This window comes from Alcanivorax sp. S6407, assembly GCF_023016115.1.
Lineage (GTDB): Bacteria > Pseudomonadota > Gammaproteobacteria > Pseudomonadales > Alcanivoracaceae > Alcanivorax.
Genome location: NZ_JALKBH010000002.1, coordinates 361,343 through 382,134 on the forward strand (window position 1 = coordinate 361,343; position 20,792 = coordinate 382,134).

General features: G+C 58.1%; 23 protein-coding genes. 12 read left to right on the forward strand and 11 right to left on the reverse strand.

Going from position 1 to position 20,792, the window contains the following annotated elements:
- Nucleotides 1–374 precede the first annotated feature (374 nt).
- The gene (locus MWU49_RS04815) at nt 375–2,159 is read right to left on the reverse strand and encodes an acyl-CoA dehydrogenase (RefSeq protein WP_246968848.1); all 1,785 of its coding nucleotides are present in this window, start codon (nt 2,157–2,159) and stop codon (nt 375–377) included.
- Nucleotides 2,160–2,252: 93 nt separating this feature from the next.
- Here MWU49_RS04815 and MWU49_RS04820 point away from each other — a divergent pair, with 93 nt between their 5' ends.
- The 3 genes from MWU49_RS04820 (at nt 2,253) to MWU49_RS04830 (ending at nt 4,993) form a co-directional block, all read left to right on the forward strand.
- Nucleotides 2,253–3,245 carry a helix-turn-helix domain-containing protein gene (locus MWU49_RS04820; RefSeq protein ID WP_246968851.1) on the forward strand — a complete coding sequence of 331 codons (993 nt, stop codon included), beginning with the start codon at nt 2,253–2,255 and terminating at the stop codon, nt 3,243–3,245.
- A 137-nt stretch (nt 3,246–3,382) separates the two neighbouring features.
- Nucleotides 3,383–4,081, forward strand: coding sequence for a response regulator transcription factor (locus tag MWU49_RS04825; RefSeq protein ID WP_246968853.1), 699 nt, complete (start codon nt 3,383–3,385; stop codon nt 4,079–4,081).
- 69 nt (nt 4,082–4,150) lie between these two features.
- Nucleotides 4,151–4,993 (forward strand): diguanylate cyclase, encoded by an 843-nt coding sequence (locus MWU49_RS04830; protein WP_246970714.1) that lies wholly within the window; start codon nt 4,151–4,153, stop codon nt 4,991–4,993.
- Nucleotides 4,994–5,003: 10 nt separating this feature from the next.
- On the opposite strand, the gene MWU49_RS04835 is transcribed toward MWU49_RS04830, so the two are convergent.
- From MWU49_RS04835 to MWU49_RS04850, 4 genes are read right to left on the reverse strand one after another with little or no spacing between them, the layout of a single operon-like run.
- Nucleotides 5,004–6,263 (reverse strand): HAMP domain-containing sensor histidine kinase, encoded by a 1,260-nt coding sequence (locus tag MWU49_RS04835; RefSeq protein ID WP_246968855.1) that lies wholly within the window; start codon nt 6,261–6,263, stop codon nt 5,004–5,006.
- Between the two features lie 45 nt (nt 6,264–6,308).
- A complete protein-coding gene (locus tag MWU49_RS04840; RefSeq protein ID WP_246968857.1) occupies nt 6,309–7,316 on the reverse strand; it encodes a class I SAM-dependent methyltransferase in 1,008 nt (335 codons plus the stop codon).
- Nucleotides 7,313–8,083 carry a DUF1295 domain-containing protein gene (locus MWU49_RS04845; protein WP_246968859.1) on the reverse strand — a complete coding sequence of 257 codons (771 nt, stop codon included), beginning with the start codon at nt 8,081–8,083 and terminating at the stop codon, nt 7,313–7,315. Before MWU49_RS04845 ends, MWU49_RS04840 begins: the two co-directional genes overlap by 4 nt.
- Nucleotides 8,076–8,639, reverse strand: a complete 564-nt coding sequence (locus MWU49_RS04850) for a DUF2878 domain-containing protein (protein ID WP_246968861.1) — start codon at nt 8,637–8,639, stop codon at nt 8,076–8,078. The genes MWU49_RS04845 and MWU49_RS04850 overlap by 8 nt, the downstream gene beginning before the upstream one ends.
- A gap of 65 nt (nt 8,640–8,704) precedes the next feature.
- On the opposite strand from MWU49_RS04850, the gene MWU49_RS04855 reads away from it, so the two are divergent.
- The 4 genes from MWU49_RS04855 (at nt 8,705) to MWU49_RS04870 (ending at nt 12,244) form a co-directional block, all read left to right on the forward strand.
- On the forward strand, nt 8,705–9,331 hold the full coding sequence (locus tag MWU49_RS04855; protein WP_246968863.1) for a nuclear transport factor 2 family protein: 627 nt from the start codon (nt 8,705–8,707) through the stop codon (nt 9,329–9,331).
- Nucleotides 9,328–9,837 (forward strand): chalcone isomerase family protein, encoded by a 510-nt coding sequence (locus MWU49_RS04860; RefSeq protein WP_246968866.1) that lies wholly within the window; start codon nt 9,328–9,330, stop codon nt 9,835–9,837. The genes MWU49_RS04855 and MWU49_RS04860 overlap by 4 nt, the downstream gene beginning before the upstream one ends.
- 80 nt (nt 9,838–9,917) lie before the next feature.
- On the forward strand, nt 9,918–10,709 hold the full coding sequence (locus MWU49_RS04865) for a GGDEF domain-containing protein (protein ID WP_246968869.1): 792 nt from the start codon (nt 9,918–9,920) through the stop codon (nt 10,707–10,709).
- Nucleotides 10,710–11,059: 350 nt separating this feature from the next.
- The gene (locus MWU49_RS04870; RefSeq protein ID WP_246968872.1) at nt 11,060–12,244 is read left to right on the forward strand and encodes an OmpA family protein; all 1,185 of its coding nucleotides are present in this window, start codon (nt 11,060–11,062) and stop codon (nt 12,242–12,244) included.
- A 359-nt stretch (nt 12,245–12,603) separates the two neighbouring features.
- Here the strand turns inward: MWU49_RS04870 and tadA are convergent, their stop codons facing one another.
- Nucleotides 12,604–13,101 carry a tRNA adenosine(34) deaminase TadA gene (tadA, locus tag MWU49_RS04875; RefSeq protein ID WP_281502088.1) on the reverse strand — a complete coding sequence of 166 codons (498 nt, stop codon included), beginning with the start codon at nt 13,099–13,101 and terminating at the stop codon, nt 12,604–12,606.
- Nucleotides 13,102–13,140: 39 nt separating this feature from the next.
- Here tadA and purT point away from each other — a divergent pair, with 39 nt between their 5' ends.
- Both purT and MWU49_RS04885 read left to right on the forward strand, forming a co-directional pair.
- A complete protein-coding gene (purT, locus tag MWU49_RS04880) occupies nt 13,141–14,322 on the forward strand; it encodes a formate-dependent phosphoribosylglycinamide formyltransferase (RefSeq protein WP_246968878.1) in 1,182 nt (393 codons plus the stop codon).
- 11 nt (nt 14,323–14,333) lie between these two features.
- On the forward strand, nt 14,334–14,732 hold the full coding sequence (locus MWU49_RS04885; RefSeq protein ID WP_246968881.1) for a TM2 domain-containing protein: 399 nt from the start codon (nt 14,334–14,336) through the stop codon (nt 14,730–14,732).
- A gap of 200 nt (nt 14,733–14,932) precedes the next feature.
- Here MWU49_RS04885 and MWU49_RS04890 read toward each other — a convergent pair whose 3' ends face one another.
- Nucleotides 14,933–15,316 carry a DoxX family protein gene (locus MWU49_RS04890; protein WP_246968884.1) on the reverse strand — a complete coding sequence of 128 codons (384 nt, stop codon included), beginning with the start codon at nt 15,314–15,316 and terminating at the stop codon, nt 14,933–14,935.
- A 178-nt stretch (nt 15,317–15,494) separates the two neighbouring features.
- Here MWU49_RS04890 and MWU49_RS04895 point away from each other — a divergent pair, with 178 nt between their 5' ends.
- Entirely contained in the window at nt 15,495–15,935 is a 441-nt protein-coding gene (locus MWU49_RS04895) for a DoxX family protein (protein ID WP_246968886.1), read from the forward strand.
- A gap of 102 nt (nt 15,936–16,037) precedes the next feature.
- A complete protein-coding gene (locus MWU49_RS04900) occupies nt 16,038–17,048 on the forward strand; it encodes a zinc-binding dehydrogenase (RefSeq protein WP_246968888.1) in 1,011 nt (336 codons plus the stop codon).
- On the opposite strand, the gene MWU49_RS04905 is transcribed toward MWU49_RS04900, so the two are convergent.
- Nucleotides 17,041–17,361: a thioredoxin family protein gene (locus tag MWU49_RS04905; protein WP_246970717.1), complete on the reverse strand. Its 321-nt coding sequence runs from the start codon at nt 17,359–17,361 to the stop codon at nt 17,041–17,043. The two genes, MWU49_RS04900 and MWU49_RS04905, sit on opposite strands and share 8 nt — an antisense overlap.
- A gap of 62 nt (nt 17,362–17,423) precedes the next feature.
- On the opposite strand from MWU49_RS04905, the gene MWU49_RS04910 reads away from it, so the two are divergent.
- The gene (locus tag MWU49_RS04910) at nt 17,424–18,203 is read left to right on the forward strand and encodes a crotonase/enoyl-CoA hydratase family protein (protein ID WP_246968890.1); all 780 of its coding nucleotides are present in this window, start codon (nt 17,424–17,426) and stop codon (nt 18,201–18,203) included.
- Between the two features lie 33 nt (nt 18,204–18,236).
- On the opposite strand, the gene MWU49_RS04915 is transcribed toward MWU49_RS04910, so the two are convergent.
- From MWU49_RS04915 to MWU49_RS04925, 3 genes are all read right to left on the reverse strand, one after another.
- Complete coding sequence (locus MWU49_RS04915; protein ID WP_246968892.1) at nt 18,237–18,515, reverse strand: DUF5666 domain-containing protein; 279 nt, start codon at nt 18,513–18,515, stop codon at nt 18,237–18,239.
- Between the two features lie 69 nt (nt 18,516–18,584).
- Nucleotides 18,585–19,913, reverse strand: a complete 1,329-nt coding sequence (locus tag MWU49_RS04920; protein WP_246970719.1) for a DegQ family serine endoprotease — start codon at nt 19,911–19,913, stop codon at nt 18,585–18,587.
- 196 nt (nt 19,914–20,109) lie between these two features.
- Nucleotides 20,110–20,781 carry a 50S ribosomal protein L11 methyltransferase gene (locus MWU49_RS04925; protein ID WP_246968894.1) on the reverse strand — a complete coding sequence of 224 codons (672 nt, stop codon included), beginning with the start codon at nt 20,779–20,781 and terminating at the stop codon, nt 20,110–20,112.
- Nucleotides 20,782–20,792: the final 11 nt, after the last annotated feature.

Here is a 20,792-nt window from a genome sequence, read left to right on the forward strand (position 1 = left end):
GAGATGCCCTGAGGCATTTCCGCCCTACGGGGCACCAGTGAAGCCTGGCCCCTCTTGCCGCATCCCTTGGCGTCGGTTATTCGCTACGCTCGGTGGCGGTGCGATGGCCATACCCTTCAACAGTCATGTTTACCTCAGAGTCCACAGAAACCTCTCAGGAAAAAGGTTTCTTTCTCTGTGAACTCCGCGCCTTCAGTGGTGAAAAGGGTTTGGCTTCAGCTTTTATCGTCAGGCGTCAGGCATCCAGCGTCTGGCACCCGCGAAGCGGGCAAAAAAAGCCCCCGATAACGGGGGCATGAAATGTCGTCACGGCATTCGACCGTGCAGGGGCTCTCCCGAGCGCGATGACGACAGGCTCACAATGAAGACAACTCTCAGAACCAGTGGTCTTTCATGTCGAGGAAGGTGCTGTCGTTGTCCAGCAGGCGCTGCACGTCGACTTCTACCCGCGGCAGCTCCCACTGGAAAAAGTAGCGAGCCGCCTGCAACTTGCCATTGGCGAAATCGGTATCCTCACCGCCAAGCTGAACGGCGGCGTTGGCCTGGCGCAGCCACATCCAGGCTGCCACAACGTGCCCCACCAATTGCAGGTAGGCATTGGCGTTGGACAGCCCCGCGGTGGGCCCTTTGGCAGCCATCACTTTTCCAGCCGCAGCAGTGGCGGCTTCCACTTTCGGCAACATCACCTGCAAGGCATCCGCAAAGGGCCGGCAACGGCTATCGCTGGTGGCAGCCACATCGCTCATGATTCGTCCGGCCAGCAACTGCATACCGCGACCACCGGATTGCCACACCTTGCGTCCCAGCAGATCAAGACCGTGAATACCGGTGGTACCTTCATGAATCGGGTTAAGCCGGTTATCTCGCCATACCTGCTCTACGGGATATTCCCGGGTATAGCCTGCCCCGCCAAATACCTGAATCGCCATGTCGTTGGCTTTCACACCAAACTCCGAGGGCCAGGTCTTGATCACCGGAGTCAGCAAATCCAGTAACAATTCCGCATCCTCGGCCTGCTGCTTTTCACCGGTTTCCATTTCGTCCACCAGCCGGTAGCCATAGAAACACATGGCCAGGGCCGCTTCCGCATAGGCCTTCTGGGTGAGCAGCAGACGGCGAATATCCGCATGCTCGATGATCGGCACCATGGGTTGGCTGAAATCCGCATTTTCTGCATGGCGGCCCTGGGTACGATCACGGGCATAGTCCAGTGAAAAGCGATAGCCACGATAACCCAGCAATGCCGCACCGTAGCCCACCGCAATGCGCGCTTCGTTCATCATCTGGAACATGTAGCGCAAGCCCTGGTGCTCTTCACCTACCAGATAACCGTGACAATCATCGTTATCGCCAAAAGTCAGAGCGGTACTGCTGGCACCGCGATAACCCATCTTGTGGATCAGCCCGGCCAGAATCACATCATTGCGCTCAGCGGGTTGTCCCTGGGCATCGAGGCGGTATTTGGGCACCACAAACAGGGAGATGCCTTTAACCCCCTCCGGGCCACCGGGAATTTTCGCCAGCACCAGATGGACGATATTCTCGCCCAGCTCGTTCTCCCCGGCGGAGATAAAGATCTTGTTGCCCTTGATGCGATAGCTGCCGTCCCCCCGGGGGATCGCCCGGGTGCGGATATCGGCCAGGGAAGACCCGGCGTGGGGCTCGGTGAGCGCCATGGTGCCGGTAAAACGTCCAGCCATCATCGGCTCGAGAAACTGTGTTTTGAGCGTTTCACTGGCAAAATTGCGCAGCACATTGCCCGCCGCACCTGCCAGAAACGGGTACACCGTGGAACTGGGATTGACGCAGGTGAACATGCCGGTGCAAGCCGCCGCCGCCGTTTCCGGCAACTGCATGCCACCCTCTTCAAAAGCGGCGCGGGCCGTCAGAAAACCCGCTTCGATGTAGGCATCAAAAGCTTCCTGAACTTCCGGACGCATGACCACCTTGCCGTCAACAAAAACCGGCTCTTCCTTGTCTGCCAGGGCGTTGTGGTTGGCGAACTTTTCCCGCGCCAGCTTTTCTGCCGTGTCCAGTGCCGCATCGATGGTCTCCCGGCTGTGCTCGGCAAAACGTGGCCGGGTCAGCAGGGTGTCAGTATCCAGCACCTCGAATAGCTGGAAGCGTAAGTCACGGCGATCAAGTATGGTGTCGGTCACAGAAAAGCTCCTTTTATCTGTCGCTCAGCTTGCCACCGGTCAAGGGTCTCTGGCATTGTCGCCTATGACTTATTTATGGCTGATTGCGTCACTATGTATCAAGTTGCAGTTCTCGCCTATGACGGCGTCTTTGCCTCCGCCCTCACCGGTATCGTGGATTTACTGAGCCTCACTGGCGTCACCTGGAACCGCATCCAGGGGGAACCGCTGGACCGCCAGTTTTCGGTACGCATCGTGTCCCGGGACGGCAATCCGGTGCGCTGTACGCCACGACTGCGTATTGCCGTGGATGCCTCCATCGAGCAAGTGGACAAGGTAGACCTGGTGGTGGTGCCCACCATCGGTGCCCCCATCGAAAGCGTGCTTCAGCAACAACAGGAAGTCCTCCCCTGGCTGCGACAAATGTATGCTGCCGGCGCCGATCTGGCCAGCAACTGCACCGGCGCCTTCCTGCTGGCGGAAGCTGGCCTGTTGGACGGCCGCACCGCCACCACCCATTGGGGCTTCAGCCAGCAATTCCGCCAGCGCTACCCGGAGGTTGACCTCAATGAACGGGAGCTGATTACCCGTGCCGACAATATCTTCTGCGCCGGCGGCGGCACCGCCTGGCGGGACCTGAGTATTCTGTTGGTGGAACGCTACTGCGGCCCGGACCTGGCCCGGGAACTGGCCCGCGCCTTCGTCATTGATGTGCGTAACGACCTGCAAAGCATCTATGCCGGTTTGCCGGCCCACAGCTACCACCAGGACGAACAGGTCCACACGGTACAGGCCTGGATTCATGAACATTTTCATGAATCCACCTCACTGGCCGAGCTGGCCGAGAAAGTTCATATCAGCCCGCGACAGCTGCAGCGCCGTTTCACCAGTGCCCTGGGGGAGCCGCCCCTGCAGTACCTGCAGCGGGTTCGCATTGAAGCCGCCCGCAAGTTGCTCGAGCGCGGCTCATCCAATCTGGCCAAACTGTCGGAGCAGGTGGGATATCAGGACGTGAGCAGCTTTTCCCGGCTGTTCAAGCGGCATACCGGATTATCCCCCAGCCATTATCGGCAACGCTTTGCCCGCACCGGGGCATTGAATGACTGAAGGCTGTTCGTCTCCGCTCACTTGCCAGCGCCCCGTAATGGCCTGACACTGAATCTGTCATCACATTGACGCCCCGTTGACGACAGACAGGGCAATCTCGGTTGTACAAAACCGGAACTTTGTACAGGAGCAACAGCGTGGACAACCTTTCGATATTACTGGTCGAAGATCACCGCCAACTGGCGCAGACCGTGCTTGAGTTTCTGGAGCAACAGGGCGCCACGGTGGACTATGCGGGCAACACCCATCTGGCCAGGGAACTGGTCAAGGAGCATCATTATGACCTGATGCTGCTGGATGTAATGCTGCCCGGAGAAAGTGGTTTCGAGTTCTGTCGCTCCCTGCGTGAGGAACTGACCCTGGATATGCCGGTGATTTTCATGACCGCCCGCGACCAGCTGGATGACAAGCTGGAAGGCTTTCGCAACGGTGGTGACGACTACATCGTCAAACCGTTTGCCCTCCCTGAACTGGCCGCCCGGGTGCACGCACAGATTCGCCGCCAGCGCCGCGAAGTGACCGCCAACACCTTGCAGGTAGATGACCTGGAACTGGATCCGGCACGCCAGGAAGCCCGCCGTGCAGGTCAGCCCCTGAAACTGTCGCCCACTGCGTTCCGGATTCTGCGAATTCTGATGCGCGAATCGCCCAAGGTCGTCAGCCGGGAACAGCTGGAACAGGAATTGTGGGGCGATCTGGTGCCCGATTCCGATGCCCTGCGCAGTCATCTTTACAACCTGCGCAAGGCGGTCGACAAACCTTTCCCCAATCACTTGCTGAATACACTGCCGGGGGTCGGATTCTGCATCCAATCTGCGGAACCCTCGAGCCATTAACAGAAACGGGCCTTGAACTGACGTATTCTCCGGCCTGACAATAGCGCCAAGGATGCTTTTTCATTGTCTATGCCCGTTTCCCGCTCAAGGCCAGCCCTTCGTTATCGCACCAGTGAAGCCTTGCTGGGTGCTCATCTGGAGCGCCTGCAACAACGTCACGGCATGGCCCTGTGGATGATTACCCGTATCCGAGACAACGCCATGTGGTTGCTGCAGGTCAATGATCAGCACTACGGGCTCAAACAGGGACACTGTATCGAGTGGGAGCGCAGCTACTGTATCCGCATGGTGGAACGGGGGGCGCCCTGTATCGTTGCCGACACCCGAGAAAACCCCGTCTACCAGTCCGCACCGATCAACAGCAACCTGCAGATTGGCGCCTATGTGGGCCTGCCACTGCTGGATTCACGGGACCAACTGTTCGGCACCCTCTGCGCTCTGGATCCCGAGGCACAACCGGCCACTCTGCAGGATAGACTGGGCGAGCTGGAACACGACGCCGCACTGATCAGTTACACCCTGGAGCACGCCTTGCTCGATGCCCAGCAACAGCGATTAACGACCTTCATCGAACATCCAGATCGTTGCGACGATACCGGGCTGCCCGGCGCCAAAGGGTGGCAGGATATTTTCCAACAGGAACAGGATAATTGCCGAAATCTCGGTGTCACATCAGCGGTGATGCATCTGCAGGCCCCCCATGACGCGGACAGCCTGGTCATTGCCGATTCACTGGCCGCCCTGCTGCGTGACCAGGACAGCGTGGCACACCTGGGCGACAATCACTTCGGCATTCTGCTCACAGATACCGATGATGAGAAAGCGGCTTCCGTCGCTCACCGTATTCGCGATGCACTCAATGCCAAACGCATGCTGGTGAGGCTTCAGCAGGAACCACTGACACCCTTCTGAGCCAAAAAATTCAGAAGCGCACTTCCACCTGGGTACCCTGCCCCGGTTCACTGGCTACCATTACACCCCATTGGTAACGCTCACATAAGCGCTGCACGATAGCCAGGCCCAGACCATGCCCACTTTCCTTGCTGTCACCGCGCTGGAATGGCTTCATCATCCGGTCCAGTTCAGAACGTTCCATCCCCACGCCAGCATCCACCACCTGCACAGCACCATTTTCAATGACAATGGACACTTCTCCCGAGCCACTGTAATTGACCGCGTTACGGACAAGGTTGTTTAACAAGATAGTCAGTACCGCCTCCGGCGCCTCGACTTTCATCAATGCCCGCTGACGAACCTGCAGTCTGATATGTTTTCGCTCCGCCAGTGGAGACAGCCGCTCCATCAGATTAACCGCAAGATCATTGACGATGATCACTTCACTGTCCTGGCTGGTTTGCTCGGTACGCGCCAGCATCAACAGGGTTTCAAGGGTCGCCTCCATATCGTCTACCGTATCTTCCATCCGGCGAATCAACGGGCGGTCCCCAATCTGGCTGACCAGTAACTCCAGATTGCTGCGAAACACCGCCAGGGGAGTACGCAGCTCGTGGCTGGCGTCACGGGTGAACTGTCGCTCCCTTTCCACAAAGGTCACCAGGCGGTCAGCGTAACTCTCCAACGCGCCCAGCAATACGGAAACTTCACTCTCCGCATCCGCTTCAATATCACTGAGGTCAGGGCGTGCCAGGCCGGGATTGTCCACCGGCACCTGACGCAACCGGTCGGACAGTTGCACCAGGGGAGACAACAGTTCACGGGATTTCTTCCAGCCGAGAAATGAGGTGATATAGATCACCAGCAACACACCGGTGAGTGGCAAAATGCCGAACAGAAAGGCCAGAACGGAAACCCGCTGCTCATCAAAGATCAGATACAACCGGGCATCGTTATGACGTTCGATATAGACGATGGGGCGCTCGTTGCCGAGCTCTACACGGTGATAACCATCGGGCATGGCCTGCAATACCGCCGGAATATCATCCTGAACCGCATCGCTGGACAGTAGCCCCAGCAGATGGCGAGTGTTGGGGCGCGGCTGTGCAGGATTGGCCTCAACCAGGGACCAGTAATGTTCTGCCTCCTTGATCAAGGCCTGCTTTACCAGAACCTGCTCGATAATGTTGGCCGTCGCCCACACTCCGAGTACCGTGGCCATGCTGATCAACAACAACTGGATCAGATAGACACGGGTGAGGCGATGCTGAACCCCGGACTTTTTCATGCCGTTCCTTAACCGGTACAGGACAGGATCTGGCCTTGGCCTCCGTTACTCAGGGCGAGCAAAACGGTAGTGAGCCACAAACCATTCATCACCCTCACCATAGTTAAACAGCTCGGCACATGCCATGAAAAACATCCTCCAGCGCTGCAGCCAGCGCCGCCCCTCACCGGCACCATACAGTTCGTCCAGCAAGGTGATAAGGGTTTTCTGGTGCCTGTCCGCCAACACCAGCCAGGCCTCCAGAGTCCGTCCGTAGTGGGTACCGTTCACCGCCCAACGCTGCTCTTCCAGAAGCTTGCCAGCACATTCCGGCAACCAGTCCCAGGACGGCATCATGCCACCGGAAAAAAAGTTGCGGGCCATCCAGTCATTGCTGCCCTTGTCTTCAAAAAGATAGGTCAGTTCGCGATGACAGAACACATGAACGAACAGTTTCCCGCCCGGTACCAGCCAGTCGTGGATTCTGGCCATCAGGGTGCGGTGGTTGCGCATGTGCTCGAACATTTCCACCGACACCACGCGATCAAATTGCTTGTCAGGAGTAAAAGCCGCGGCGTCAGCGGTAATCACCTCAAGATTACTCAGGCCACGCTCATTGGCCCGGGCCAGAATAAATTCCCGTTGCGACGCCGAATTGGAGATCGCGGTGATCTGACTGCCCGGATAATGCTCCGCCATCCACAGGGTCAGGGATCCCCAGCCACAGCCCATTTCCAGAATATTCTGCCCGTCGGCCAGTTCCGCCCTTTCACAGGTCAGGGCCAGCATGGCAGCTTCAGCCTCTGCCAGGGTACTGGTCTCGCTGGGCCAGTAGCCACTGGAATACTTCAGGTGCGGGCCCAGCACCTTTTCATAAAAGCGGGCATCCACTTCGTAATGCTGCTCATTGGCGGCATCCTGATCCACCGCCACCGGAGACGTACCCAATACCTCGTTCAGTGCCTGAGGCTTGCGCTCGTGCTCCTGCTGCAGGCGCTTGCCCAGCAGACGACGAATACCAAAACGAACCAGCGGGTCCGGCAACAAACCGGATTCAGCCATCTGAATAATCATGCGGTGGGTCTCCTGGGAAAAAAGGCACTAGTGGTACGCTGATAATCCCGGTAATCATCACCCCGGGATTTGATGGCTTGCTTTTCGGTGTAGGGAATACCGGTAACAAACCAGAGAAACAGAAACATGGCCAGGGGCAGAAGCCACAACCAACCAGCATGGCTGGCACCAACGGCGATTAGTGGGTAACTGATCCAGTGCAACCACTCAAAGAAATAATTTGGATGGCGGGAATAACGCCACAGCCCTTCGCGACAGGTCTTGCCCCGGTTGGCGGGGTTGACCCGGAAACGACTCAACTGTCTGTCCGCCAGCCCTTCACCACCGATCGCCAAAAGACCCAGCAAAAAGCCAACCAGTACGGCCAGTGGATGCCATTGCAACTGCTCACCAATCACCTTGAAAGTGAGCGCAAAACCCCAAGCCAGCAACGCCTGGCCCCAGAAGAACAACAGGAACACCGGTTGCGCCTTGTCTCCCAATGCCTCTCGCATGGCGGCATAGCGACCATCTTCCTCATTGTCCTGACTGACTCTGCGGAAGATGTGCCCACCCAAGCGCAACGACCAGCAAGCCAGAAGGACAAGAGCTGCCAGTCGGGGAATCAGATCACCCTCTCCCCACAACAAAAAGGCAGCACCGGTGATCCCGGTGGCCCAGGACCAGAACACATCGACCCAACCGGCGTTACCGGTGGCGCGCTGGTGCCACCACATCAAGGTGGCAACCAGCAGAAGCAATAACAACCAAAAGACCGCGCTATCCATGATCACGTATTCCGTCCCTGACCCACTTGTTGTCGGGCTTGTCTCGCCACCGGGCCAAAGCGGCAAACAAAGGCACCACCATTGCCCAGACCGAGCCGTAAAGCACCATCAATTGCCATTCACCTGAGGGTGCCTGGGCCGCACCCAACCTGATTCCCATCAACACTGACACGGCTCCACCAATACCGCCAAACGCCATTGCAATCAGGGGGCGTGTCTGCAACCAGGCGAGACAATAAAAGAAGCTCACCGCGAAACCACCCCACAGCGCCCATATCCAGCCTGGAGCCAGCCAGCGGGAGGTCCAGTCAACATAGGTGATACTACCTGACACCAACCACAGAGGTTCGAGCAGCAGGCAAGCCAGAAAGCCTGCCACTAACATGCACACGTCTCGTTTCCAGTCCGCGCCGGCAATAAACATCAGCGCACACATCACAAACAGCACCACCCACGCCAGGTGGGGGGTGCCACTGGCAGCCCCCAACACCGCGGCAGGCCACAGTAATTGAAAGCCCGCCAGGTTGATCCAGAAAGCAAGGGTGTGGGTTTTCATATGCGTATCCTCAGGCAGATCTCGTCAACAGGCTGTGAAACACCACCTTCACAAGCGTCTCACTGATGCTGTTCGATGCTAGTGATATGAACCATTGGCGATTAATAACATTGTTGGCCGCAACCGGAGCCCTTTGGGGGTGCAGCAGTGCGCCGGCTGGCCCTTATGGCTATACCTCTTCCTATCTGAATGAACGCAGCCGCTGTGAGGACCACCAGGCTCCCACCGCCGCGCGGGTAGATCGTTTTATTGCTTTTTATGACCAACTGGAAAGCGGCCAGCCTGTTGACGGGATTGAAACGATTTACGCTGAAGAGGTGTATTTCAACGATACCCTGATCACCTTGCGCGGACGCGATGCCCTGCAAGCGCACCTCCAGAAAACAGCCAATAACCTGGACAGCCTCTCCGTCACTCTGCTGGACGTACTACAGCCCTCACACGCAAACGACAGCACCGACAGGAAACAGCCCGGAGCCACATATCTGGTGTGGGAAATGGAGGCGCAGTTCCGGCTGTTAGGCAAAAACCGGCTCTCTCACACGCTTGGTATCAGTCAGCTGTGCTTTAACCGCGAAGGTCAGGTGACCTTCCATCAGGATTTCTGGGACAGCAGTCAGGGCCTGGATCAACATTTACCGATATTGGGACCACCCACACGATGGCTACGCAAGCATTCCGACACGCAATGACTCCAGTCCTGCGGCTGTGCGTTGTACTGGGTATGACCATTGCTCCATTTCAGGCAACGGCAGATGACCAGTGGCAACGCTGCCAGCGCGCCGATGTGAAAGCACTCAAGGTATTCACTGTGGGTGAAGCCGCTCTCTACCGGCAGGACTGTAATGTGGACGATCTCCTCAGCCCGCCGCTCAAATTGTCGTTCCGGTATTTTCGGGAAGTCCCAGGCGATGCCTTCGCCAAGGCAGCCATGCACTTTCTCGAGAAGAACCTTGATGAATCGCGCTTTGAGCGTCTGCAACCGGCACTGGCGGAGTTCAACCAGTATTACCAGGACGTGGACGATGGCGATGCCTACACCATGATCTATGCCAATGGCGGTCTGACGCTGGCCCTGAACGGAGAGCCGTTGACGGCAAAACAGGGTGAAGATTTCGCCCGTGCCTACCTCACCATCTGGTTTGGACCGACGCCCTACTCTCCAGCGATGAAGGAAACCCTGCTGGGGCAACGCTGAGCAGCAACGGTTGCGCCCCGGCGAAACAGCCCGGATACTGACGATATAACAAACATAGTCCGTTTCGGGGAAACCACAGCATGGCATCGCTGTTTCACGTCATCGCCACCGCCTCTCACCATCTCCGTCAAGCTGACCGCACTATCGCTCTCAAGGGCACCGCGGCGTTCCTGATGGCGGCCACTCTGGTGTCCGTGATCCTCACCGGGATCGCGGTGTTGATTGTGGGCGAACGTGACTGGCTATCGGCACTGGTACTGGCGGTAGCCCTGCCCCTGATCCTGATTACCCCGTTACTCTACCTGTTCGCCACCCGGCTGATCGCCCTGGACCGACATAACCGCGAGCTGCAACAGGCCGCCCGGGAAGATCACCTCACCGGCGTGTTCAACCGTCCCCACCTGCTGGGCATGCTGGAACGGGAACTGGCTCTGAGTCAGCGCCACAATTACAACGTGTCGGTTCTGCTGATCGAAATTGCTGACTTCAGTCAGCTGCTGGATGAACAGGGACGCAGTGTGGGCGAGCAGGCTTTGCGGTTGTTTGCAGACTGCATTGCCGAAAAAATTCGTGAGAGTGACCTGTTTGGCCGTTTTGATGGCGCCCAATTCCTGCTGGTGCTTCCGCACACCAGTTTCGAAGATGCCACTCGTATGGGGGAAGGATTACGCGCCATTGTGGCCACCCTCAAGCTGGACGGCCGTATCCAGGATGATGGCACCCGCCCCTTCGTCTCGGTCGCAGCCAAGATTGGCGCGGCCAGTACCGAAAACAGTGGCAGGAATCTGAACACGCTACTGAACGAAGCCGACTACTCCCTTTACCAGAACCGCAACGAGCGCCGGGACAAGCCCCCTGCCGCCGGAGCATAACAAGCGCAACAGCTCTTGCCTAAACAGACCCAGGTCAATGGCAGAGAGAACGGTTGCGCCACGCTTTTCCCGTCACAACTGAAGCACAAGAACAACACTTACCCGTCGTCTCAATGCCCCCTTACGGCAACAGAAAAACATTCCATCACCATTAACGTAATACCAAATCATTAACAATTCATAAGGCTTTATTGTTAATTTTCTTTCGCTATTGCCATAAAACCGACAAATAGTTTCTCCCTTTGTAAATTTTCTTATTAATCTCTCGAAGGAGGATTTACACCGATGAGCGGCTAACCAACACTGTGCCGGTGTTTGTTCTGCCTATTGATATAAAAAGGAAGGAGTCTATGAACGCTAAACGTTTTTTGGCTGCGAGCATTGCTTGCGCATCGGTGACTGCCACTTCTGCAGTGATGGCCGAGGGTATGCCCGAGCGTTATTTCTATTTTGGTGGCCACATCAGCGAGAACTGGATTGATCTGGGAGATCACTACGAGCCTGATACCGGCAGCTATGACAACGAAGTCACCCTGCCCGGTGCGCAGCTGGGTTATCGCTTCAACCGCGACTGGTCTGTCCAGGCATGGTGGGAACGTAATAACTCCAACACCGATCTGTTCGGCGACGTGGACATCAACATTGCTCAGGCAGCCCTGCGCAAGCATTTCTACGGCAGCTCCTCCTTTGAACCCTATGTAGGTATTGGTGCCGGTGAATTCCGTGCCGAGCCCAGCAGTGACAGCAGCAACGACTACCAGGAAACCATCGGTACCCTGGAAGCCGGTTTCCAGACCCTGCTGCACCCGCATTTCATCCTGGACGTGGGCGCTCGCCCCTACTACGCCTTTGACAGCGAGCGCTGGGACGCAGAAATCTATGCTGGCCTGAACTTCCTGATCGGCGCCACCGACGGCGGTGACGACGAGGAAGAAGAGCAGGAAGAACAACCGGCACCGGTAGATAACATCGTTTCCGACAGCGACGGTGACGGCGTACCGGACGAGCAGGATCAGTGCTCCGGCACCCCGGCTGGCGCCCAGGTCGATGCCACTGGCTGCGAACTGGATGATGATGGCGACGGCGTTGCCAACAGCAAGGACCAGTGTGCTGACACTCCTGCAGGTGCCCTGGTGGATGAAACCGGTTGTCAGCAGTATCTGGACAAGGATGTGAAGGAAACCCTGCATGTGCAGTTCGAGCACAACAAGGCAGAAGTGACCAAGAGCTCCTACCCGGATCTCGGTAACCTTGCCCAGAAAATGCGCGAGTACCCGTCTGCTGACCTGATTCTGGAAGGTCATACTGACAGTACTGGCTCTGCTGCCTACAACAAGAACATCTCTCAGCAACGTGCTGAAGCTGTGAAACGTGTTCTGGTTGATGAGTACGAGATCAGTGCGGATCGCATAACCGCAGAGGGCTACGGTGAAGAGCAGCCGATCGCGGACAATGGCACAGCTGAAGGTCGCGCTGAAAACCGTCGTGTTGAGGCCATCATGAAAGCCACCACCAAGGAAGCCCAGTTCCAGTAAGGAACACTTCCAGAGCAAAAAAAAGGGCCGACTTTGTCGGCCCTTTTTTTATCCCGCTTCGCGGCTGCAACACGCTTCACGCAACAAGCGGCACGCAAAGATCAAAACAGGATTTACCACAGAGGGCACAGAGCTCACTGAGGGCGGAGTAAAGCGCTGGAGCAGCAGATTCCCGCAAACCCGCGATGAACCCTTTATTATACTAGTGCTTTATGCTGCTGCGGGGCAGCAGCAGGGTTTTCGCCTTTAATATATCTTCGAAGGCGCTGCAGGAGCTCGGGAACTTTCCTGGGGTTTTCTATCCAATCGAGCGTAGCTTGTAGCTTGTAGCTTGTAGCTTGTAGCTTGTAGCTTGTAGCTCACCGCCCCCGCCGACTGGCAAAGAAGCCTTTCAGCATTGCCGCACTTTCCTCCGCCAACAACCCGCCCTCTACCATCATCTTGTGGTTATAGAAGGTCGCCTGTGGCAACTGCAGCTGACTCACGCACACGCCAGCACGGGGTTCCGTTGCGGCATAGACCAGCCGAGAAACCCGCGCATGCACCAGCGCCCCGTAGCACATGGTGCACGGCTCCAGCGTCACATACAGGGTACTGCCCGGCAGACGATAATTCTGTTCATTACGGGCCGCATCACGCAATGCCATCACTTCGGCATGCGAGGTGGGGTCGTTGGCCATGATGGGCTGGTTATAGCCCTCACCCAGCAGGGTGTCATCACGTACCAGTACCGCACCCACCGGTACCTCTCCGGCCTCGGCGGCCTGTTCCGCCAGAGCCAGTGCCCGGCGCATCCAGTCTTCATCATTCACTGCAGGAACTCCTTCGCAGCGCAGATGGTAGCACCTGCCCGGCATTTCGTTACAATCGGCGTATCACCAGATATGGGAAACATCATGACCACTATTGGCACCCCCAACACCGACACTGCAACCCGCGTGATGCTGCTCGGCTCCGGCGAACTGGGCCGGGAAGTGGCCATCGAACTGATTCGCTACGGCTGTGAAGTGATTGCCGTGGACCGCTATGCCAACGCTCCGGCCATGCAGGTGGCCCAGCGCAGCCATGTGATCAACATGCTCGACGGCGCCGCCCTGCGCGCTCTGGTGGAGCAGGAAAAGCCCGCGCTGATCGTGCCGGAAATTGAAGCCATTGCCACCGACGAGCTGCTCAAACTGGAAGCAGAAGGGGTGAACGTGGTGCCCTCCGCCCGCGCCACCAACCTGACCATGAACCGTGAAGGTATTCGCCGGCTGGCCGCCGAAGAGCTGGGGCTCCCCACCTCCCCCTATCGCTTCGCTGACACTCTGGAAGACTACCAGCAAGCCGTGGCCGAGATCGGCATGCCGTGCGTGATCAAACCGGTAATGAGTTCTTCCGGCAAGGGTCAGAGCACGATCAAGACAGATGCGGATATCCAGAAAGCCTGGGACTACGCCCAATCCGGTGGTCGTGCCGGGGAAGGCCGGGTCATCGTGGAAGGCTTTGTGGACTTCGATTACGAGATCACCCTGCTCACCGTACGCCACCGTGACGGCACCACCTACTGCGATCCCATTGGCCACCGTCAGGCCAACGGCGACTATCAGGAATCCTGGCAGCCCCAACCCATGAGCGATGCCGCACTGCAGGCGTCAAAAGAGGTAGCCGGTGCCATTACCGAAGCCCTCGGTGGCATGGGCATCTTTGGAGTGGAACTGTTCATCAAGGGCGATCAGGTCTATTTCAGCGAAGTCTCTCCCCGTCCCCATGACACCGGACTGGTGACCTTGTTGTCCCAGAACCTCTCCGAGTTCGCCCTCCATGCCCGCGCCATTCTCGGTCTGCCGATTCCGTTGCTGGAGCAGCGCGGCCCGGCCGCGTCTTCCGTGCTGCTGGTTCAGGGCGACTCCGAACAGATGCAGTATGCCGGACTGGATAAGGCCCTCAGCGTGCCTAACACCGAAGTGCGTCTGTTTGGCAAACCGGAAGTGCATGGCAGCCGCCGCCTCGGGGTGGCGCTGGCCCTGGGTGATGACATCAGCAACGCCCGCGACAAGGCCAACGCCGCCATCGCCGCACTTGATGTGAAACTCTAAGGGGGATCGAGATGCAGAATCAGGACACGCACAGCAAGGTAATTGGCTATCTACTGTGGATCTTCGGGTTCATGGGCGCCCACCGGTTCTATTATGGCAAGCAGATCACCGGCACCATCTGGTTCTTTACTCTCGGCCTGTTCTTCATCGGCTGGATCATCGATCTGTTCCTGATTCCCGGGATGGATGAAGCGGCCGATGCAAAGTACGAAGCCGGCAGTATCGACTACAACGTGGCGTGGATCCTGCTCACCTTCCTGGGCATCTTCGGCATTCACCGCTTCTACATGGGCAAGGTGTTCACCGGGATTATCTACCTGCTGACGGTGGGCTTGTTCGGCCTCGGGATCCTCTATGACTTCCTGACCCTCAACGGCCAGATCGCAGAAAAGAACCGCCTGCCGGGCTGAGCCCCAGCCCCCAACCATTTAAAAGAAATATTTACCACAGAGGGCACAGAGATCACTGAGAAAAGAAGTTCTTAATCTCTGTGAACTCTGTGCCCTCTGTGGTGAAAATGCTTTTGATCCTGGCCCGAGATCGCGCTCTCACCGAGCGCAGTGAAGGTTTTTTTGTTTCGCTCGAAGCTCGAAGCTCACCGCTCGCAGCTTTAGTTCTTCACCGCATAACGCCCGGCGCCGAGGAAGAAGATCGCCAGCGAGGTGAACAGGAAGAACCCCTGCAATTCCAGTGTCCAGCCACCGTTACTGGTCAGGGAAAAGATCTGCCCCATGTGCACCAGCACAATGGCCACCAGCATGTTCCCCGCCATCAGCACCGCCCCCACCCGGGTATGCAGGCCGATGATCACCATCAAGGGGGCAATGATTTCACCGATGAACACCCCGTAAGCCAGAAAGCCCGGCAAGTTATGTGAAGCAAGCTCATGGGCGATCCAGCCGACCCCGGAATACAGCTTGCCAATGCCATGCAGCAGCATCAGTATCCCTGCAGTAAGGCGTAAAATCAGTTTGGCCAGATCCGGATTGTTCAAGGCGTTATCTCCCCTGCGATAAAGCCTAATACGTTAGCATTAGCCACAGCCCAAAACATCAATTTTTCTGATCTTAAAGCAATAATTTGACGCATTTATCACAAACCGTTGAATCGGTTTAATACTTCTCAAGACGCGGCACAACGCCACTCCCTGATAAAGACTTGAGGAACCTGCCATGAAGAATCTGATCAAGACCCTGACCCAGACCCAGTCCAGCTGGGGCCCCCTTGCCCTGCGCCTGCCGGTGGGCATTATCTTCATGGCCCATGGCGCCCAGAAACTGTTCGGCTGGTTTGGCGGCTACGGCCTGGAAGGCACCGGCCAGTGGATGGCCTCCATCGGCCTGGAGCCCGGCTACCTGATGGCCCTGCTGGCCGGTAGCGGCGAGTTTTTCGGCGGCCTGGCGCTGTTGATTGGCCTGCTGGTTCGCCCTGCCGCACTGGTCACCGCGTTCACCATGGTCATGGCCATCCTCACCGTGCACATCGGCAACGGACTGTTCATGAGCGACAACGGCTACGAGTTCGGGCTGGCACTGCTGGCCGCGACGATCTCCCTGGCCATCACCGGTGGCGGCAACCTCAGCGCAGACAAGGCTGTTCAACAGGCGCTTTAACTCTCCGATACCCAGGCGGGCCGTCCGGCCCGCCTGGTCATTTCCCGGCACTTTTCTGCTGGCTTTGCTAGTCTTGCGGCTTCACCCCAGATGAGCCCGACCATGATCCGTTACTGGCACACTCCCAAGGCAGGCAATCTGTCCAGGCTGACCTTGCAACAACGGGAACCCGGCCCCCTACCAGAAGACAATGTCCGCGTTCGTGTTCAGGCCGTCGGCTTGAACTTTGCCGATATCTTTGCCCTCACCGGCCTCTATTCGGCCACCCCGGAAGGCCCTTTTACTCCCGGGCTGGAGTTTGCCGGCGAAGTCATCGAGGTGGGGTCACGCTGTCATCAGTTTCGTCCCGGGGACCGGGTCATGGGGGTCACCCGCTTTGGCGGCTATTGCTCGCAGATCGACAGCGACCCGGATTATCTGATGCCTTTGCCCGCCGCCTGGAGTGCCGCCCAGGGAGCGGCCTGGGCAGTACAGACCCTCACTGCCTGGTACGCACTTACCCGACTGGGTGCCGTGCAGGAAGGTCATCAGGTACTGGTCCACAGTGCTGCCGGCGGTGTGGGGCTGCAGGCCATGAAACTGTGCGAGGCGCTCGGCGCCAGCGCCACCGGCACTGTCAGCAGCGAGGACAAGGCGCACTGGTTACAACAGCAGGGCTTTGCGCGGGTACTGGTTCGGGAGAAGGATTTTCGCCAGCAGTTACAGCGCGACGATCGGCACTTCGATCTGGTACTGGACGCCATTGGTGGCGACATACAGAAAGCCAGTTTCGAGGCCCTCAATCCCATGGGCCGGCTGGTGGTGTTTGGTGCCGCCGAGTTCACCCCGGCGGGAAAGCGGCCCGATTACCTGCGCGCACTATGGCGCTACCTGAAGCGGCCCCGCTACGACGTGATGGACATGATCAGCAGCAACCGCTCGGTGCTGGCCTTCAACCTGATCTGGCTTTGGGAGCAGAAAGGCGCCATGCGTGAGTTGCTGGACGAACTTGCCGGCATCGCCATTGCGCCGCCCCATGTGTGCCACCAGTTCGATTTCGGCGAGGCTCATGAAGCGCTGGCGCTACTCCAATCCGGACGCACCATCGGCAAGGTGGTGCTCACGATTAGCTGACCGCCGCCGTCAGCGCTTCCAGTGCGGCCTTGTCCGGGCGTACCGCCCGGGTCAGCTCCTGCCCCTCTTTCATGACAATGAGTGTCGGCCACAGCTTGACCCGGAAACTGCGCCCAAGGCGGCGACCAGGCCCGTCTTCCACCTTGATATGCCGGCCTTGCGGAAGTGCAGCAATTGTCTGCTCGATGCCGCTCTGGGCCGCCTGGCAATGGCCGCACCAGTTGGTGCCGAACTCCACCACAACCAGCCCCTCAAGGGCGTCCAGCTGATCTCTTGTCAGGGTTTCCGGCTCATAAGTCGCTTGATACTGCATCACGGGCTCACCTTGCTAAACTGGCCAAAGGGTTTCGATTCACTGATCACAGGATAGCAGCAATGAACGCGCCGACCGTACTGACCGAACGCCATGGCAGCATTTTGGTGGTTACCCTTAACCGTGCGGATGTGCGCAATGCCGTCGACCGCCCCACCGCCGATGCATTACGGCACGCCTTCGAGGATTTTGAGCGGGACGACAGTCTGTGCGTCGCCGTACTGCAGGGCGCCGGCGGTAATTTCTGTGCCGGCGCCGATCTGGCCGCCCTGTCCGATCAGCAGCGACGCAATCAAATTGATGCGGAAGGTGTCGGCCCCGGGCCGATGGGGCCAACACGGCTGCAACTGAGCAAGCCGGTGATCGCAGCCGTCACCGGTTATGCCGTGGCCGGCGGGCTGGAGCTGGCCTTGTGGTGTGATATGAGAGTGGCTGAGCAAAACGCCGTGTTCGGCGTCTTCTGCCGGCGCTGGGGGGTGCCATTGATCGACGGTGGCACAGTTCGCCTGCCCCGCCTGATCGGTCAGAGCCACGCTATAGACATGATCCTCACCGGTCGGCCAGTGGAGGCCACGGAGGCACTCTCGTTCGGGCTGGCAAATCGTGTTGCAGAAAACGGCAAGGCGCTGGAGGTGGCAATGGAGATGGCACAACAGATCGCCGCTTTTCCACAACGCTGCCTGCGCGCAGATCGCCACTCCGCCCTGCAACAGTGGCAGTTACCGGAAGCTCTCGCGCTACAGCAGGAAGGGGCCGGGGGTTATCCGGTGGTATTCGAGGAAGCTCTCGCTGGCGCGCAACGATTCAGCAAGGGTGAAGGGCGCCACGGGCAATTCGACTGAAGCCCGTGGCTAAGAGCGAGGCCACAAAGCACCTCAATGGTCGGGGTCTTCCCGTTCTATCTGGGTCGCCACGTGACGGCCATCCTGATACTGGAAATCCACCTCAACCCTGATCCCTTCATGGAGATCACTGAACTCCTTGAGTCCGTCATCATAAAAGGTGGTGGCGCCAGTCTCGAAAGTGATTCCCTGGACCACAAAAGTCTCTTCTTCGCTGTCCACGGACTCGATGATTCCTTCGATGTCATTGGCCAGCACCGGGGCTGCAACCGCCATCAGCATTGTGCCCAGAAACGGTGTTACTACTTTCATGCCCACACTCCCTTGCTGAAAAAAGCATCCTGGCCGCAGGCCTGTCAGACAGGCCTGCGGTTCAAGCTTTTAACGTACCACCACAAAGAACACACCGCCATTGCGGTTAATGCGCAACAACAGGGCTGCATCCTTGTCCTTGATGGCATCCTGCAGCTCATCCATGCTCGCCACGTCCTGGCGATTGGCGTTGATGATCACATCGCCCTGACGCAGACCGGCACGCCAGGCGGGGGAACCCTGTTCCACGTTATCCACCAACACTCCATGATCGGCATTCTGCAGTTCGCCCTTGCGCAGGTCACGCAGGCTGGCACCTTGCAGATGCCGGGACACCGCTTCACCACCGGCGGTTTCCTGGGTGGACTCACTGATCACTGCGGTGACAGTTTTCTTTTTGCCGTCACGCAGAATGCTCAGTTTCACCTTCTCGCCCACCGGCGACATGCCCACCTTGTTACGCAGATCAGAAGCGCGATTCACCGGGCGGTCATCCACCGCCACCACCACGTCACCGCTCTTGAGGCCGGCCTTGTCAGCCGCACTGTCTTCCACCACCTGGGTGATTACCACGCCGCGCTGGCGCTCTACACCAAAGGCCTCCGCCAGCTCCGCGGTAAGATCCTGAATGGTGACACCCAGCATACCGCGCCGCACCTCGCCGTGTTCAATCAGCTGGTGCATCACGTTCTCGGCCATCTCCGTGGGGATGGCAAAGCCAATGCCCACATTGCCGCCCGCCGGTGCCAGAATGGCCGTGTTGATACCCACCAGCTCACCGCGCAGATTCACCAGGGCGCCGCCAGAGTTACCCGGGTTGATGGAGGCATCGGTCTGGATAAAACTTTCGTAACCTTCGATGCCCAGCCCGGAACGGCCCAGTGCAGAGACGATACCACTGGTCACGGTCTGTCCCAGGCCGAAGGGATTGCCGATGGCCACCACAAAATCTCCCACCCGCAGGGTAGTGGAATCGGCGATGGCGATCTGGGTCAGATCACGGGCTTCCTCCAGCTTGAGCACGGCAAGATCCACCTCCTCATCGGTGCCGACCAACTCGGCGGTCAGTTCGCGGCCATCGGTCAGAGTCACTTCGATGGTGTCAGCGTTCTTTACCACGTGAGCGTTGGTCAGCACATAACCGTTTTTGGCATCCACAATGACACCGGAACCGGCACTGGCGGCACGGCGCTCACGTTGCTGTTCCGGGATATTGAAAAAGCGCCGGAAAAAAGGGTCTTCCATCAGCGGGTTTCGTGCCGCACGGATACGGGTTTCAACTGCGATGTTGACCACGGCCGGCGAGGCCTCTTCCAGCATCGGCGCCAGTGAAGGTAGCGCATCCCCCTCCCCGGTCGTCGAAGGCAGGGCCGCATGGGCCGGCGAGAAAAAGACCATCAGAAGTGCCAGCAACCATGCGGCAGAATGGACGGATTGTTTTGCCTTAAACAATGTTTGTTCCTCCTGTTCTTAAGGAAAAGCAGGCCAGGTTACCTCCCGGCTGCCCCCGATAACGAAAGTAGAGGCAGCGCCAAGCCAGGGAGCTCGACACCGATAGCTCTCGCCTCGTGTGATCTGTGACCGGTATTTTTCGCTACGGTTCCGAAGCAAACAGCCGGACACCATTGTATTCACTGGATTCGCCCAGATCCGGCCAGGTGCAAGACTGCCACTCACCCAGTAATTGATAGCCCACAGGGTCAAGATCCGGCACCCGGGAATCCGCTAACAATACCCGCTCCGCTTTCTGGAACATGGCCAGTAAAGGCAGGTTCTCCCGGTCGTAGAGAATGTCCGCCGCGGTGACCAGATCCGCTTCCTCAAGTGCGCTTTCCAGATCCTGACTGAGTTCGATGACAACTCCGTTTTCCTCGGCATTAACCCCGGTAGCCGTTAACGCATCCTCATCCAGATCGCAGGCGATCACCTTGCGAGCCCCCGCCATGGCAGCGGCGATGGCAACGACGCCGGAGCCAGGCCCCACATCCACCACACAGCGCCCCTTCACCCACTGAGGATGGCCTATCAGATACTCTGCCAATACCTGTCCTGATGCCCAGCAGAATGACCAGTACGGAGGCTCCTCCATGATGGCGTTAACGATACCCGGCTCCAGCGCCTGCTCGGGAAACAGCTCATCCAGCAGCCACAGCTTGAGTGACGGCGTCTGTGGTAATGGCTGGCAAGTCAGTTTCACGTTGGGCAATACGCGGTGGAGCCGCTGGTGCAAGGCGTTGAGGCCTACTCTTTTCGGGTCGCTTGTCATACTCTTGGCTC